Annotated in this window: 12 protein-coding genes and 1 pseudogene; 4 read left to right on the top strand and 9 right to left on the bottom strand. The window is 43.5% G+C overall.

Going from position 1 to position 17,849, the window contains the following annotated elements; genetic code table 11:
- Positions 1-266 (top strand): annotated as a pseudogene (locus tag F597_RS20545) (transposase); the annotation flags it as partial.
- Positions 267-282: 16 nt separating this feature from the next.
- On the opposite strand, the gene F597_RS0110225 reads toward F597_RS20545, so the two are convergent.
- From F597_RS0110225 to F597_RS0110185, 9 genes are all read right to left on the bottom strand, one after another.
- Positions 283-1,194: an ABC transporter permease gene (locus F597_RS0110225; protein WP_169337974.1), complete on the bottom strand. Its 912-nt coding sequence runs from the start codon at positions 1,192-1,194 to the stop codon at positions 283-285.
- Between the two features lie 178 nt (positions 1,195-1,372).
- Positions 1,373-3,715 (bottom strand): ABC transporter permease, encoded by a 2,343-nt coding sequence (locus F597_RS0110220; RefSeq protein ID WP_019539643.1) that lies wholly within the window; start codon positions 3,713-3,715, stop codon positions 1,373-1,375.
- A gap of 102 nt (positions 3,716-3,817) precedes the next feature.
- A complete protein-coding gene (locus tag F597_RS0110215) occupies positions 3,818-4,492 on the bottom strand; it encodes an ABC transporter ATP-binding protein (protein WP_019539642.1) in 675 nt (224 codons plus the stop codon).
- Between the two features lie 31 nt (positions 4,493-4,523).
- On the bottom strand, positions 4,524-5,477 hold the full coding sequence (locus F597_RS0110210; protein ID WP_019539641.1) for an IS1595 family transposase: 954 nt from the start codon (positions 5,475-5,477) through the stop codon (positions 4,524-4,526).
- A gap of 207 nt (positions 5,478-5,684) precedes the next feature.
- Positions 5,685-6,869 carry a TlpA disulfide reductase family protein gene (locus F597_RS21620; protein WP_019539640.1) on the bottom strand — a complete coding sequence of 395 codons (1,185 nt, stop codon included), beginning with the start codon at positions 6,867-6,869 and terminating at the stop codon, positions 5,685-5,687.
- Positions 6,870-6,880: 11 nt separating this feature from the next.
- On the bottom strand, positions 6,881-9,298 hold the full coding sequence (locus tag F597_RS0110200) for an ABC transporter permease (RefSeq protein ID WP_019539639.1): 2,418 nt from the start codon (positions 9,296-9,298) through the stop codon (positions 6,881-6,883).
- Positions 9,299-9,374: 76 nt separating this feature from the next.
- Complete coding sequence (locus tag F597_RS21615) at positions 9,375-11,462, bottom strand: TlpA family protein disulfide reductase (protein WP_019539638.1); 2,088 nt, start codon at positions 11,460-11,462, stop codon at positions 9,375-9,377.
- Positions 11,463-11,555: 93 nt separating this feature from the next.
- Positions 11,556-12,806 carry an efflux RND transporter periplasmic adaptor subunit gene (locus F597_RS0110190; protein WP_026327353.1) on the bottom strand — a complete coding sequence of 417 codons (1,251 nt, stop codon included), beginning with the start codon at positions 12,804-12,806 and terminating at the stop codon, positions 11,556-11,558.
- 129 nt (positions 12,807-12,935) lie between these two features.
- Entirely contained in the window at positions 12,936-14,396 is a 1,461-nt protein-coding gene (locus F597_RS0110185) for a TolC family protein (protein ID WP_044060181.1), read from the bottom strand.
- A gap of 301 nt (positions 14,397-14,697) precedes the next feature.
- Here F597_RS0110185 and F597_RS0110180 point away from each other — a divergent pair, with 301 nt between their 5' ends.
- From F597_RS0110180 to F597_RS0110170, 3 genes are all read left to right on the top strand, one after another.
- On the top strand, positions 14,698-16,062 hold the full coding sequence (locus F597_RS0110180) for a sigma-54-dependent transcriptional regulator (RefSeq protein WP_019539635.1): 1,365 nt from the start codon (positions 14,698-14,700) through the stop codon (positions 16,060-16,062).
- 31 nt (positions 16,063-16,093) lie between these two features.
- Positions 16,094-17,089, top strand: a complete 996-nt coding sequence (locus tag F597_RS0110175) for a sensor histidine kinase (RefSeq protein WP_019539634.1) — start codon at positions 16,094-16,096, stop codon at positions 17,087-17,089.
- 149 nt (positions 17,090-17,238) lie between these two features.
- Entirely contained in the window at positions 17,239-17,805 is a 567-nt protein-coding gene (locus F597_RS0110170) for an NAD(P)H-dependent oxidoreductase (protein WP_019539633.1), read from the top strand.
- The last annotated feature ends 44 nt before the right edge of the window (positions 17,806-17,849 follow it).

Genomic DNA, 17,849 nt, shown 5'->3' with positions numbered 1-17,849 from the left:
AAGGCTTCACCGGACTGATGCAATCGCAGGCAAGGGACGTAGCAAAGCTATCGTTCAACTTTAATGCGTCTCTTACCTCAATAAACCTGGCAAAGGTGCTGGCAAAGGAGAAAGGCATCCCCTTTTCGATGGCATCATGTAAAACAATGATACACAATGCCTACCTGCTTGAGCGATTTATTTGCGTGTCCGGCATTAAACCGAACAGAAGATTAAATGATAAACTTGTTAAAGAACTCGTGGAGTTTGCAGCCATTGCTGCATGACTCATATAGTAAATTTTTAACGGACTATTGTAAAGAGCATTAGGTAATTAAAAAATGCACAGAAGATAACAAGCAGAGCTACGATGGCAAATAATCGAAGATGATGGTACTGAATGGATACTTCAGTATCAGGATGAATAGTACGTAATTTTTCAAGAGGAACTAATTTACACTGGTATTTCAGTGTATACATTTTCTCGCCTGTATAATCGCGGCTTACACTGATATCTGCCAGTTTATTTTCTAAACTCGTTACATTTACTCCCTCCTTTATCCGGATATAAGTATAACTTGATGAGTATCCCCATGCCATATCGTACTCGGGATTGAACTTTTGAAGATAAATAACATCGAACGGCACATTACTGTGAGTAGGTTTATCGGGAACAATATCTAACAGATGAATATTTAATGAATCTATTCTTTGTCCGGTATGTTGTGGCCCTAATCCCAATTTATTTGCCGTATTTAGAGACAAGATATTATATTCCTTTTCTATTATACCAGGGTATAATATCTTAATTTCAGGATAGAAGACATGAAAAAAAGAAGTGTCTGTTTTAACAAAACGGCATTGACTAAGAAATGCCTTATTCTTTAGATTCCAATCTGTCTTATAAGGATACACACCTGTAGCAGCTTCTATTTCAGGATAGTTATCTTTCAAATAGGAAGCCAGGGCATTAGGAGAATATTGACTAACACCGCCTATTTGTGTAGAATCTTTGACAAACACCCGATAAATTCTGTCCGCATCCGGGATATGTTTATCATATCCTCTTTCGTACCGTATCCACGACATGGTAAAGGCAAACGCGGTAAAGCCGATCGCCAGTCCCAAAATACTGATTATACTCTGCGTTTTGTACTTCAGGAGATTCCTCCAGGCTATTTTTAAGTAATGCAGAAACATTTTTTTACTTTTCAAATCGTTTAAAATATAATTTATTGAGCCATTTCTCAACTCTTTCACTTCTTCACGTCCCAACTTCCCCACATTAAAATCATCAAATTACCAAATCATCAAATCAATAAACCGCCGTCCCATCATTCTACACTCCCAACACATTGGCACATTATTCTCATTGGTACATTATTTTAGTCGTTTATTCCGACCGCAAACTTTTCACCGGATTTGCTCTTGCCATGCGCCAGGTATGCCATATTACGGTAATCACCAAAACCAACGTAACGATTACCAGTGCAACCAGACAAGATACGAAAGAAATATTCACCCGGTAAACGAACTGTTGCAGCCAATGTTCCATAAGCCACCATGCCAACGGCACGCCAATAACAAAACCAACAACAATCCAGACAAATATCGGTTTGAGCAGTAACCATAGTATCTGATACGTTTTTGCACCGTTGATCTTCCGTATACCAATCTCTTTAGTTCGTCGACGGACAGCATAGAATGAAATACCAAACAAACCGAAACAGGTAAGTAAAATACTGATCAATGAATACATTTGCAGTAAATCCGACATCTCGGTTACTTTACTATTCCGACTTATAAATGTATGATAAACATCGGTATAGGTGAAGTATTCATCGGGATAAGTCTGTTCCCAGAGTTGCCGGATGTTTTTTATTGCTAATCCGTTATCATTTCCGTCTAACCGGATTTGCATAGCTGTAAGCCTATCCTCGAGGGACGAAATCCGCGTCATCTTTACCGCCATCGCTTTCTTTTCGAGTGAATTGAAATAGAAATCTTCTACTACTCCTGCAATCACAGACACTGAATCAAGCGAATTCATATACTTTCTCAACGGTTCTCCAATCAGTTCTTCTACGGGTTTTTCCACCAGATTGGCAAAGGTTTGGTTCACAAACACAGCCGATCCATACTTTTCGGGTAATGTCTCCCACTCGCTTCCTGCAATCTGATGAAGCTGAAGGACACGAAACAATCCTTCATCGCCTGACAGTCCGAATACAGTGGTCTGGAACTTCTCACCGTTTTCCTTCTGCATATCGGCATGCATAATCCATACGTTCATCAGTGACATATTTCCCAGTGAAATACCCGATACACCCGGGACAGATTGCACCTTTTGTTTAAATAGGCGTAGGTCGGTTTCAGTTGAGGTATTCCATATCTCTATCAGATTCCTGTAACGCTCTCCGGCTTGCTTCACCAAACCCATTTGCCGGTTAGCAGTGATCATTCCCATAATCAATGCCACGCCAATTACAAACTGTGCTGTCACCAGTACTCCTATCCAATGGTTCTTCTTATTCACAAACAACTGACGCACATCACCTCCCGATAATCGATTGATCCTATTACTGATAAGCAAAGCAGGAATCACTGTAAGAAGAAGGATAAGCAAAACAAAAAACGGGAAGAACGACGAACTGTAAAAGAAGGAGGGACTAAAGTCTGCCGACACAATTTGATTAAAGAGAGGTAGCAAGTCGTGCATTAGCAACAGTGATAGCAGGAACGAGACAAGTACCATCAGGAACATATCGGCGAACAACTGTAGTCCGATATCGGACGATGTGGCACCCATTAACTTCTGCGCATGAATGCTTTTTACCCGTTGTAATACACTGGAAGAGCCCATATTCACATAGTTAAAAATGGCAATCAGCAAAACCAGTATGGCAGATATCAGTCCCACAAGCAGTAAATTATCTTTCCGGTAATGCCAGGAATACAAGCTCTGTTCACTATAATTCTGGGAAATAGCGTCATCCAACGAGATGAAATAGTATTGCCCTCCGGCCAGCGTAGGTATCTCATCATTCTTTACCTTTTCTTCGAATTGCTGCAGATCGGGTTCTCTTGTCATCATCAACAAGGTAGGTCCACCCCAGGCATTCTCGGGATCACAGATCAATGCATCGAATAAGACTGCCGACTGTGCCCTTTGCTTCGTTACTGCGCCAACCGTATACTGTTTCTCAAACGTACCTTCGTAAAAATCCTCCACCAAAGTAATCTGTTTTCCCAAAGCATTTCCATCACCAAATAATTTTTTAGCCTGCTTCTGACTGATAATGATAGATTGGGGATTGTTAAATGCCTCCCACGAGCCATACAACAATTCAAACGGGAAGAAATAGGGAAAGGAACGGCTGACATTCAGGACCTCTATCGGATCGAACTTATTCCCGTTTACCTCTATACTAGCATAACTCGAATTTCCCAATTGCAGAAAATTTTCTACCTCAGGATACTTCTCTTTTAACTGATCCGGAATACCTTTCACCATATAAGCCACCTTTTTTCCGGGATCAGAGGGCAAATCCTGCATCACCCAAACCATCCGTTTCCAGTTGGGATTCGATTTCTCGATACCCCGTTCATAGGTTACAAACGCGCCGAGTAGATTGGTGCAGGCAATACCTACCGTAAGGCTCAGTAGGGCAATAAGTGTAAAGGTTTTGTTACGCCACCAGTTACGAAGAATTAGTTTGAGTGTTGTTAGAAGCATATCCTAAAGGTCTCTACAGTTGATCATTTTCATTTTGCGTCATGAACATTCCAAGCAAGTTCTTTACTCATCAACTTAAATAAAACGTTCAACCTAAGTCTATCACAGCACTATCCCCGGCACTACTTTACCGTCGAACAGGTTGATAATACGTCCGGCGTAACCTGCATCATGCTGGCTGTGCGTAACCATCACGATGGTAGTTCCTTCGCGGTTGAGATCACCAAGCAGATTCATCACTTCGGCTCCATTCCGGCTATCGAGGTTTCCCGTCGGTTCGTCGGCAAGGATCAGCTTCGGATTGGCAACTACCGCACGGGCAATGGCCACACGTTGCTGCTGACCACCCGACAGTTGTTGCGGGAAGTGTTTTTCACGGTGCGATATAGCCATACGGTTCATCGCCTCTTTCACCCGTTGTTTGCGTTCGGAAGCGGGAATCCTCATATAGAGCAGTGGCAGTTCGATATTTTCATACACATTCAACTCATCGATCAGGTTGAAACTCTGAAAAACGAACCCGATCACCCCCTTGCGAAGGCTTGTCCGCTGGTTCTCGGTGAATTTCGACACATCGGTCCCGTTCAGGAAATATTTTCCTCCCGTGGGATTGTCCAACAAACCCAGGATATTCAGTAAAGTGGTTTTACCACATCCCGACGGACCCATTACGGCAACAAACTCGCCATCGTTAATCTCGATGCTCACTTCGCTCAATGCCCACGTTTCCACTTCTTCGGTACGGAAGATCTTCTGAAGATTTTCTGTTTTAATCATAGCTTATACAATTTATTTAAATAATATATGATTATCCGCAATAGTTCCTACTGTAAATTCTTGACTTGAAATCAGGAGCATACGTTACAGCGGCTATCAACAGTCTTTCAAACTGGTTTTTCCCGAAGTAACGCCTGTTGAATTTATAACAGAACTGGTTGAGGTAATATTGCAAGTATTCTGGTTTTATCTTGTAATACACGCCCAAGAGCTGTCGTTTGGCATTGCTGATCGCGGTATGCACCCAGGGCAGCACCTTGGAAAGATCCTCGTGTGGAATAACAGATGCCGTATGTGAATGAACAAGCTCTTTCAATTTAGTGTAAGATGTCGAGTCATCGGTGGTCAGATCCGCCGTGCTTTCAACGTGCTCTTTGACATTCCTTGTAATTGTACCGGACTTCAAGTCACTGATCACTTTCATTTTCAGGTATCTGACCTTCTTGGGTTTCTTACCCGGCTTGGGGTTCTCAACGGTTTTGCTTTCAGCCATTACCAGCACTTTGGTCTTTTTTTGGCTCCCGCGGCCGCGCTTCAACGGTTTGTCCCCCTCTTCAAGGGATATTTCGGTGGAAAAGAAGGCGTCGTCCAACTCGATGGCTCCCTCAAGGGTGTACTCATCATCGCGTTTGCCCATCACGTCACGCAGTTTATTGACCATTTCCCATATGGGCTGGTAACGCTTGTGTCCCAGCTGGCGCTGCAGCTCCGCCGCGGAAAAGGAGCCCTTGGTCGCCGTGAGCAGGTGCATGGCCACGAACCAGTAACGGTAGGGCAGGTTGGAGTGCCGCATGACGGTGCCTGAACGCAAGGTTTGGCGGGCATGGCAACGCTTGCATTCGTAGGCTTGTTTGTTTTGAAGCCAGTAATGTTCTTTACAATTACAATGACGACAGGTTACTCCCATTTGGTCTCTTTGTTCTTTGAATTTTTTCCGACAGGATTCCTCATCGGGGTAAATTATGGCAAAATCCAGGATATTCATAGCTTGAATCTTTATATCGTTAGCGATATAAAGATAATGAATATCAGTGAATTGTACAAGTGTTTTTGAAACTTATTTATAACTTTTTCCCGTTAAATTCTTTAGGAATAACTGCGGATAATCATTAAATAATATTTTCTTGATTGTTTTATCACTCAGTGTTTCTGATAGTTCTTTTATTATATTTAATCTCACTTTATCTTAGACCTATATCGTCTTCACAATTTCCTCAAACATTCCCTTTCTGTATCCCATCCATATTTTTCCGATAATCCCGTCAGGGGAGATCAACACATAAAAGGGAATGGCGTGCACTCCATAGAAGCTGGCATACCCTCCGTATTCAAGAAAATCGTTCAGGTTCAGCCACGGTAGACTATGCTTCTCCAATCCCTCCATCCACACACTATGACTATCGACACTTATACCAATGATAGTGAGTTTGTCGCTATGGGATTCATGTATTTTCTTCATTTCCGGAAATGCTGCAATACAGGGTCCACATCCTACTCCCCAAAAGTCGAGTAAAATATATTTACCCTTGTTTGTATAATCAGTGATACGGTGTTCGTTGCCATCAGGATCAAAGAAATTACCTTCAGCCATAAGATCGCCTTCACCGACCTTCTCCACCGGAAAAAGATAGGAATAGATCAATTCTCCTTTCTTCGTTTGTTTTTGTTCTTCACTCAGATGATTATATAATTCATATAATTGCTGCATATTCTCTTCTGGATAAGAACTCAGACTTCTAAAGGTAGAAGAAATCATAGCATACACCTCCAACCGGTCGATCCATTGTTCTGTGACCGGTCGACCAGCCATCACATCAAAAATTATCCGTTGTTCAATAAAATTGATACTGTCCAACTGCTGCCGGATAGCACGGGCTACCTCTCTTTGTTTCAATTTCTCTTCGTCGCTTCCCGCTTTTTGTATTTTATCACCTTCCCGGTAATACACCCAACGTAATGAATCCGATATGACGGATAGATGTCTCGTAGCGTCCCTATAAATTTCAGCTTCCTGCTGCTCTTTCACTTTGCTTTGAACACGCCACGAAGAGGGATAGTAACCGTTTCCTGTAATTCTTGTTTTGCTTCCCGGTCCAATCCAGATATCAATATATACTAAAGGGTATTTCTCCCCCATCGGTGTCAATTTAATATTTTGAAGAGAATCTTCTTCTCCTTTAAAGGAAAACCTTCCGTTACGAATGGTGTCCTGCATAAAAAGTTTTCCGACCCGCCCTTCTACTTTATGGAGCATGACTATATCTCCGTCTTGCACCCCTTCTATGTGCCCGGTAATACTAAATTCACTCGATGTTTGCGAACATGCCATAAGTAATATTAGAAACAGGGTAAAAAAGAATAGTTGCGCTGTTTTCATAACAATAATATTTATTCTGATTTCACTACTTTTGCCGGATTTTGACCGGCAGCACGGATCACCTGGCTTACTATCGTGACAGATACGATGATCGCTACAGCAACTATCACAAGGATAAACATCCACCATGAGATGCTTATGCGGTAAGCAAACGTTTCCAGCCACCGCTGCATGAAAAGCCACGCCATCGGAAGAGCCACGACACAAGCCCCCAATGTAATCACCATGTATTCACGGAAAAACATGGCAACAATCTCCTTTGTTTTAGCCCCTGTCGTTTTACGGATAGCAATCTCTTTCTGCCTATGCTGCGTTTCGCGTTGCGATACGGAATAAATACCAAAAACAGCAATCAGGATACATAATAGAGCCAAGGTTACAAATAATCTCAACAGGTTTTTCTCACTTTTACTTAAATCACCCAACAATTGGCCCATTGCCTGAACAAGTGTTTCGTTTTCATCATCCGGCCTGAACTCGGGAATAAGTGTACTGATGGCTTTAACGGCTTCCTCTTCCATTCCCGGCATTACACGTACATAGTTAAAATACCCGCCATTTCCATGCTTCTCTCCTTTGATGATAAGAGGAGGTATTTCACTCTGCAGGCCAACCGTATGAAAATCTTCCACTACTCCCACAATCTCATACTCCTCTTTCCCTCTCCCTTCTGCCGAATACCAATTGGCAGGAACTACAATTTTTTGCCCTATAGGATTATCCATCTCCATGATACGTTGAGCTGTTTCATTGATCATCACCTTATCGGCTTGCCATCGCCGGGTAAAATCTTCGTTAATGATACCCCTTCCCTTTATTATTTTTAATTTCATCTTTTCAGTGAAATCTTCCTCAACTCCGAATGTCTGAAAAAGAGGACTAAAATCGATAGGCTTATTCTCCCACTCGACACCCGATACACTTGTGGGACCCATTTTATCAGTATTAGGAATCACTGTGAAAAAACCGGTATTGATAACACTTTCTACCATCGGTAGCTTCTCAATCTCTTCCATAAGGGGCAATCTGTCACGAACTTTCATAGTAATCTGTAAAAGGTTTTCAGTATCAAATCCCCAATTGACATGATTCATAAAAAAAACCTGCCTCCAAAGAACAAATGCACTCATTATAGCAAAAACACTGATAATGAGTTGTAGCGACAATGTAATTCTGCCGGTCACAAATCTTCTCTTCACGGGACGGTCTTCATTAAATGCTGATCTTTTAATAAATCGATATAGAAAAATAAAGGTTGTGAGATATAGGAGAATCGCTGTGATAGAGATCGTACACAGAAGAATGCTATTCATTACAGAAGAAAATACAACTGTCGCGAATATGCTTTCGAAAAGTCGGGATGTAATCTCTATGCAACAAAACGAGAGTAGCGCCACGATAACGATAAATAACGATATCTCTATAAACAATTGCCAGTATATATTGGAGACTGAAGCGCCCGTTACCCTCCGCAAATTGATCTCCCTAACCCGAGCAATGGTATTGCTGAGAAGAATATTCAGGTAGTTAAAGAAAGCGGCAAAGAGTAACAAAACTCCGGCAAAAATGAACATACGGATATATTTTATATCATAGACGATGATTCTTTCGTAGGAATCAAGTATGGAAAACCGGACAAGTGTAAGAGGGATTAATTCGAACAGCAAGTCATCATTATACCCGTTATCCACCGCAAACGTCAAAAGCTTGTCACGAAAACTTTTCATATCTGCATTTTGGTTTAACTTAACATACAAACGCACATCATGAAAATCTTTCCACTGTGTTTTCTCATCCGCTCTCTCAAAAATATTAGCTCCTGGCATGACAGGCATATAACCTTCTCTTTGAAAGATGGAATTAGCAGGAGGATCGGCAATTACAGCCCGTATAACATATGATTCATCGTATCCTGAAATCAATGTCTCCCCCAACGCCTCTTCGGGAGTTCCAAAATGCTTGCAGGCAAAAGATTCGGTAACGATCATTTCATCGCTATTCTTCAACGAGTTTTCATGTACAACTCCTGCTATTACCTGAGGAGGAAACATACGGAAGAAACGTTCATCGACAAATTCAAACAGAGGATATCCTAAATCACGGTCGCCATGCTTAAGAGAAGACCCGTAATTAGGAAGTAATACCGCTACAGATTCTATTTCGGGGAACGCCTGTTCCAGTTTATTTACGGCAATATGGGGTATCTTTCCCTCTACAACCTGTTTTCCCGTACTTTTCAATTTTCCGTACACATGATATATCCTGTCGGAATCCGGATAAAAACTGTCATATGTTGTCTCATACTTATACCAATGGTATCCGTATGCAAAAAATACCACACCGATTGTTAATCCCAGGATACTGATAATGGTCTGGGTTTTGTATTTGCGCAAATTACGCCACGCTATTTTAAGGTAATGAACGATCATGATAATTCCGGTTTATCAATTGTGAATATTTTTTAACCGTCAAAAGATTTGAGACCTTTTGACGCTCCAGGGACTATTATTCCCCCAACGCTTTCTTTAGTTCCTTTTTCATGGTATCTGCACCCGGGAAACCGACGGAATGAAATGTTTGGTTACCTTCCTTATCCAGTACAATATAAGTCGGTACACCTTCCGATTTTAACGACCGGCGCAGATAGTTCCAGCTTGTCTCATTCACTCGATAATGATGTCCTTTGAGGTCGGGGATCATATTTTGCCAAGTCTTTTCCGGGGAATCCTCGCCCGCCAGGTACAGATAAATAATGTCTATATCGGCCAGTTGTGCTTTCAGCGGCTCCATCGCCTTGTTGGCTGCCCTGCATGGCCCGCACCACGTAGCCCACACATCAACCAGCACCGCTTTCCCTTTGAACGGTTTGATCATCTCGGCAAACAGGCTTTCATCTGCTACATTCGGCACATCGAGTACCATGTAACCTGTTTTCTTCTTATTCTCTTCTATCTTAGCCAACAGTTTGCCGTTCTCTTCGAGAATGACTTCCCGCATAACCGGGTCGAAATCTTCTATGACCGTTTTCTGTTCATCAGTTAACGGATAGAAATCCTCCATTTTCCGGGAGATCTTATTGGCTGTCATCAGATCAAAAAGAAAACAATCGTCGGTATTCCAAATTTTGGACAGGTAGTTTATCCCGGTGCTTTCTTCAAAGTATTCTTCCTGCAGGTTCCTGTGTGACCTTAAAATAGAAATGATCAATGAATCCGGTATGACCTCTTCCTGCTGCGTACGCAGCAGGAAGTTGGAAAGGATTTCCCGATCTCCCGGTTTCACTTCATCGGAACCGGCAAGATAACGGAACAATCCGAATTGATCTTCCTGCGGATTACGGACATAACTTAACATACTCATATAATAGGGAAGACTTTGGACCAAGAGTACATCCGGATCGTTATAGGGATAGGGGATCTGTACCAGATAATCGTTATAGCCAGGGTACTTCGTAAGCGATCCGACTGCTTTTGTCGCTTCACCCCACGATACCTTGTTTTTTTCCATATATGCCTGTATCAAATAACTATCTGATGACATCAGGTAATTATTCACTTCGAAAGCCAGTTGCATATTTATAATCTTCTTTGCCTGCGAAGAAACGTTTTGGGCATTGTTATTAAGGACTGCACGATCGTATTTATCCATAATATAATCATGGTATTCACGAAGATACATACCAACAATAGCTGTCATAAAATCTTCGGTATAAATATTTCTGACGAGAGAACCATTATTCAATTCGTCATTCAACCTCGACTGATAGTCGGCAAACATCACTTTCCTGCCATATCCGGGCGACTCCTTGTGCAAGCGACTTCTCATTCTGTTGGCTTCGGGCAGGTTAATGAGGATATTCGTTTCCTGACCGGGTGCGGCAATAAACCAGAAGTTGTCGGATTGCGGGGATTCATAGGTTAAATAAATGTAGGAAGGGCTATATATTTCGATTTCAGCATGGAATGTCCCGTCCTCCTCTGGTGTAATGGTAATCATATCCTCTTTCGACGTGACAGGATTAAAATAAACCAACCGGGGTTTCATTTCATACCGTGGAGCATAGCCCATGAACTTACCATTTACAACAGCCTTTCCCCTTTCCCATCTGACCGCTATATCCGTCTCTGTTGGATGGGTTTGACGGTATTTCGACGGTATTTCGGGTAAAGAGACGCGTTCACTGGCAAGATATACACCCCATATCTTAAAACAGTCGGCACAATCGCTTTCAACAAAATCGAATGTTTCTGTGTTTTTGGGCAATGGATCAAATACTAATTTGAAAGAAGCTTCTCCCGATGCAGGCATCCAGAAGAGTGAGTCAAGTTCTATTCCTTCCCCGCTGCGGATCATGTACTTCTTGCCGTCGGCCATTAAATAACTGTCGGATACGACCCTGATCCACCAACCCGGGCGAAAGAAAGCATCCATATCCAGTACAGTAGCAGTATCGGTGAGTGTTACCCGATGTATTTCCAGTGTGGTAGTATTGCTGTGCATACTAACCGGTTTCTCCACTACGTTGTGTTGTGCCTGCATGGCTATACTTGCCAGGATAAACAAGGCAATAACTGTCATTTTTGTTGTCTTCATACGATTATTTTTTATAATATTTCTTCGATATCATTATTTATCAAATATGATAATCTTTCACTCCTCCCTTTCTCCCCAGTCATTTCCACCTTATCACTTTATCACCAGTTCCTCGGCATCCCCAAAATTGGCATAACCGCTTACCACCACACGGTCGCCAGGGGCAAGTCCGCTCAAGACCTCATACTGGACTGGATTCTGACGACCAATGGTAATGGATACACGGATGGCTTTATCACCCGAACTATTTAACTTGTAGATCCACTGTCCACCGGTAGTCTGGAAAAAATCACCCCGCGGGATGACGATACCCGCTTCGGGCTGTCCCAATTCCACCTGCACACGGAAACTACGGCCGATACGCACATTGTCAGGCATATCCCCCGTGAACACCAAATCCACATCGAACTGGCGCTCTTTCACTTCGGGGACTACTTTCGAAACCCGCAACGGATATTTTTCACCCTGATAGGTGACCGAAGCAGGTAGTCCTACTTGCACCCGATCGATATAATATTCGCTCAACCGGATATGTATCTTGAAGTTGTCCATTACTTTTATTTCGCCGATATTTTCAGATTGTCCTACACGCTGGCCGGGAGTTACATTCAGGTAGCTCAATTGCCCGTTTGCCGGGGCGCGTACCACTAAGTTTTCCATACGTGAACGGGCATGTGCCGTGTTCTTCCGGGCACGTTCCAGGTCATTATCCATCAACTCACGACGCAGGTGTGTTGCAGCACTATCGTGCCTGAGCCCTTCAAGTTGGAGGCTCGTATTTTGGGCCTTATAGTCGTATTCTTCACGCTGCAGGTCGAGTTGCGCTTTGCTTTTCACTCCCATCCTAAATTCTTCTTCACCCAGGGCGAAATCTTTTTCGAGCCGGCTTAATTCGTATCGTGCCTGTAAGGATTGCTGACGTAAAAGTATGGATTTTTGTTCCATTTCCACCTTTTTCTCTTCATAAAGAATGCGCTGTTTTTCCCATTCGTCCTGTTGCTCTTCGATGATACGTTCCAGTTCAGGATTCTGAAGTTCCAGGATAATATCGTCCTGTCGGAGCATCGATCCCTCTTCGGCCACAATCCGTTTTACCGTACCCGACTCCAATGCATTGAGTTTGATGGTAAGGTACGACTGCACGATTCCTTCGGCATCCACATAATCGAGAAATGGCGCCTGAGACACATCAGCAATCACAACCCGTTCACCATCCACCCGCAATTTCCGCGCCCCCGATACGCTTATCAGAACATACACTAAAAAAGTAACGAAAGCAGTTCCGCCAAGCAGATAGAACCTGTATTTCTGAAAAAAGGGTTTCTTCGGCAGCCGCTTGTCCATCGAAGAATCGCGCGATTCGTGGAACGCACCCCCGTTTCCGGTATGTTGAGAATGATTTTCCATCTGATTTTTACTATTCTTTTATACGTCAAACTTTAGATATTCATGAAAATACACGAAGTGGACGCACTAAAATTCTTCCATCGGAAGATTTAGCGGGCTATTTTCCTCAAAATCCCATCCCGTGATACTTCTTAATCCGTAATACAAACTCCAGTAGTTTTGCAGTTCACGGATATATGCTCTCTGAGATCTGTCTTTTTCTTCAATGGCGGCATTCAGGTCGAGTACAGTCGACTTTCCGAGCAGATATAGACGGTAAGCCACATCATTCCGACGTTGGGCACGCTCATTGGTCCGATAGGCGATATCCACCTTATCAGCCTGCAGATTGAATTGTTTTACAAGCTTTATCACGTTGGCATCAAAATCTGTTTGTGCCTGTACCAGTTCTATTTTCACTTTCTCGAGGTTACTCTTTGCTACTTCTACACGTCCTCGTCCCACACCCCAGTCAAGAATAGGGATACGGATTCCCAGGCTTATCAATTGAGAGTTCAGCGGATTATTATACACATTGGAGAAATTAGGGTCGGTCTGCGACAAGCCGAACTCAAGATACAGGTCGGCTTTAAATCCGCGCGATGCTTTGGCGTTAGCTACAGCACTCTCACTTTGCAGTTTCTGCAGGTAAAACAGCTCCGTATCGGGGCTGTTTTGATGGGCAAGTGAAAGAGCTTCTTCCAGGAGGACAATAAACTCCGGGACATCGTGGCTTATTTCAGCCACAATCTCCACATTGTCAGTGATCCCCAGAAAACTACGCAGATCCAGTATATAGTCATCCATTTCAATGCGTGCATTCAACCGGTTAGTCTGTTCGGAGAGATAGTTAATCTCCAGTTGCAACATTTCGTTCTCGGTGATGGTACCGATCTCGTAACGCCCTTGCGCATATCGGTAAAGCGTATCGGCATTGGCATAGTTATAGGTTGCCGACCGGAAATTGCTCTGTGCTGTAGCCAGTTGAAAAAACTTCATTGCTGTAGCCGAAGCCACCAACTCAAGCGTTTCACTATATTGTTTCCGTGCATGTGTGTAGCGTGCCGGCTCTATACGTTTATTCCATTTCAGGGAATTGTATCCGAAAAGATTCTGGGAATATCCGATCACGACAGGAGTAGATTTAAAAGACACCTGGTTATCTGAAAAGACATCGAGTCGCTGGAGACCGGTTTGCATATATACACTCCCTCCAAGTAAAGCAATATTCTGGTTCACGGTAAGCATACCGTCGTTCGACAGTTGATCGCGAGGCACGAAACTGTCGCTCCCGTCGGGCCTGGTCACTGTTCTGATGGAGCGGTTTAATTCAGAATAGGATGTAAATGACAGGCTGGGCAGATAATCGGCTTTGAACGAACGCCAATTCCAGTATGATGCCCTATACTGGTGGCGTGCCGCCACTGACTGGGGGGATTGCCGGCGGGCAAGAGCTACTGCTTCGTCTAAAGTAAGACGAAGCGTGTCCTGCCCATTGACCATCCATATCGGTAGCAAAAATAACAAAACAAGAAAAGTATTCCTCATACGACAAACCTATATCAAAGGTCATGCCATCTAATCAAAATATTAATTATAAGACACTTACAAACAGAGCCCCAATACAATCAGGTGCGATTACGCACAAAACATGTTCGATTTCGCACGTCAACAGAAAGGAATATTGTTATATCTTTGTAGTGGTTGGGATTCAAGATTTCAGATTCAAGATTTCAGATTTAATTTAATTGGCATATTAATAAATTAGCACCTTAGTTTATTCGTTCTGAACTTCTTGATTTCCTGGACTTCTTCACTTCCTACTTCTAATTTCTCAGTTCTTAAAAAAATGCATAAACAAGGTAAAATACTGATCGTAGATGACAACGAAGATATTCTCTTCGCGCTCAATTTACTTTTGCAGCCGCATGTGGAAAAGGTAAAAGTGACTACACAGCCGGAGCGGATCGAGCATTTCATGAAGACATTCCAACCCGATGTGATCTTGCTGGATATGAATTTCACCAAGGATGCCGATAGCGGACAGGAAGGGTTTTACTGGCTCAAAAAGATAAAGAAGAGTGATCCTGATGCGGTAGTGGTTTTCATCACTGCTTATGCCGATACCGAGAAGGCGGTGCGCGCCATCAAGGCCGGAGCGATCGACTTCATACCCAAACCGTGGGAGAAGGAGAAATTACTGGCAACGGTTTTTGCGGCAATAGAACTACGGAAAAACCGTACCGAAGTAACACATCTCAAACAGAAGGTAGCAGCTTTCGAAAGCAATAGAGGCATGCCCGAAATCATCGGTGAGAGCGAACCCATGCAATCGCTTTTCGAAACCATCGACAAGTTGAAGGAGACCGATGCCAATATCCTTATCCTTGGTGAAAACGGTACGGGAAAAGACCTGATCGCCAACCTGCTCTGTTATTGCTCACCCCGTGCGGATAAACCATTTGTACACATAGACCTGGGCACTATTCCCGGACAACTGTTTGAGAGTGAACTTTTTGGACATGAGAGAGGGGCGTTTACTGATGCCAGACAGGAAAAACAGGGACGTTTTGAGATTGCATCCGGCGGAACACTCTTTTTAGACGAGATCGGTAACCTGACTCCCGATATGCAGGCAAAACTACTGACTGCTATTGAGAAGCAGCAGATCATCCGATTAGGTTCCACTGCACCGCTTTCCATCAACGTGCGACTTATCTGCGCAACCAATGCAGATATCCATGAGATGGTCGCTAACGGTGAGTTTCGTCAGGATCTGCTCTACCGTATCAACACTATCGAGCTGCATATTCCGCCTCTGAGGGAACGGGGAAAAGACATCGACCTGCTTGCCGAACATTTTCTGCAACGCTGCAGTAAAAAATACAAAAAGGATATCCGGAATATTTCTGGACCGGCAATGAAAAAACTCCGTGAATACAACTGGCCCGGAAACGTGCGTGAATTACAACACGCGATAGAACGGGCGGTGATCCTTGCTTCGGGATTTACACTTACTCCGGATGACTTTATGCTGAAATCGGCTGCCTATCGGAAATCGAAAGCCGAAAACCTGAATCTCGACCAACTGGAAAAAGAGGCTATCGAGAAAGCGCTTATCCAAAGTGGAGGGAACATGAATCGGGCAGCGGAATTATTGGGTATCTCCCGTTTCACTCTCTACCGGAAAATCGAAAAACTCAGCGCGCAATAACTTTACGTGGCCTCACAACACTCCAACAACAATGAATATTCAGTCCAAATATATCTTCCTCAGCAAAATAGCAGCCATTGCACTGTTATCGCTTGCCGTCGGATGGCTTTTCTGGCAGGAATACTATTTCTCGTCTGTCTTAGTGTTGACGGGCATCATCCTATTGGCGGTATCACTCTATTACGACCGGAAAAACCTGATAGAACGCATGGGAAGAATGATAGGGGGCATCCGCCATTCCGATTTTTCCACCCATTTTCCCAGTAATCGCTCCAACGACGAACTTAACCTGTTACTACAGGAAATGAACGAAGCGTTGGAAACATTCCGAAGCCGCACACACGACTCCGTAATGGAAGAGGCCGAAACCAAAGCGTGGCAAAAACTGATCAGCGTGCTTACCCACGAAATCATGAACAGCATCGCCCCGATTATCTCTTTGTCGGAGACGCTCAGTGAACAGGAAGACCAGGAAAAGGTGGATCTGGAAAGATACCGGATCATGCAACAAGCCATGGAGACGATCCACCGGCGAAGCAAGGGATTACTCTCTTTTGTGGAGAACTACCGGACACTTACCCGGTTACCGCAACCTGTCAAGCAACCTATCCAGATGCATGCCCTGCTCAAATCGATACAACAACTAACCGCTTCCAACGGCATCGATTTTTTCTGGTCCGTCTACCCTACACAGCTGATCTTAAATGCCGATAAGACCATGGTGGAGCAACTGCTGATCAACCTGCTGAAAAATGCCCATGAAGCCTGTAGCGGATTACCCGAAGAAAAAATAGAGGTGAAAGCAGAAATGGTGGGCGATAAGGTGGAGATTACGGTTTCCGACAACGGACAGGGTATCGCACCCGAAGCAATAGATAAAATATTCATTCCGTTCTACTCGACAAAGGCAAACGGATCCGGTATCGGCCTCAGCCTCTGTCGGCAGATTGTTGCCCGGCATAAAGGAAAAATATCGGTGCAGTCTGGCAAAAACGGAACTTGCTTTAAATTGGAATTTCCGGCATAAAAATTTGCACTCTGCGAATAAACAATTTATAAAGAAGCACCCCGCAGGCGGGGAAGTAAAAATGTAACAAAAATTTAATCGTCCTTCAGAAGATATCTCGTTATTTATTCATAATTTTGCGCACTGATAATCAGCGAAATAATAATCGTATGAAGATTTACCTTCTACTCGCTCATCCCAACAGTGACAGTTTTAATGGAAAAATTGCCGAGACCTACTACAACCAGGCCCTACAATCGGGACACGAAGTGAGATTTCAGCGTCTCGGTGAGATGCAATTCGACCCCATTTTATGGAAAGGCTATACGGTCATCCCGGAGTTAGAACCCGATTTGAAAACGGCACAAGAAAATATCCTGTGGTGCGAGCATTGGGTGATTGTCTATCCGATGTGGTGGGGCAGTGTCCCGGCTTTATTTAAAGGGTTTCTCGACAGGACGTTGCTCCCCGGTTTTGCCTTTAAGTATCATAAGAAAGATCCTTTTTGGGATAAATACCTGAAAGGCAGGAGTGCTCACATCATTACCACCTGCGACGCCCCCAATATCTATATCCGGTGGCAATACCACAGGAGCGACCTCAATACCGTGAAGCAAGCCACCCTGAAATTTTGCGGGATCAAACCGGTAAGAGTAACCCGAATCGACCGAATGAAGTATAAAAACACACAGCAGTGCGAAAAGATTTTGAAGAAAATTGCCGGAATGGTAAAATAATTACGGCAAAAAGCTCCCTAAAGGGCTGCAATGCGTTTCTTGAA

The organism is Proteiniphilum acetatigenes DSM 18083 (genome assembly GCF_000380985.1).
Lineage (GTDB): Bacteria > Bacteroidota > Bacteroidia > Bacteroidales > Dysgonomonadaceae > Proteiniphilum > Proteiniphilum acetatigenes.
Note: the sequence above shows the minus strand (reverse complement) of the source record. Positions and strands in the feature narration are given on the sequence as shown.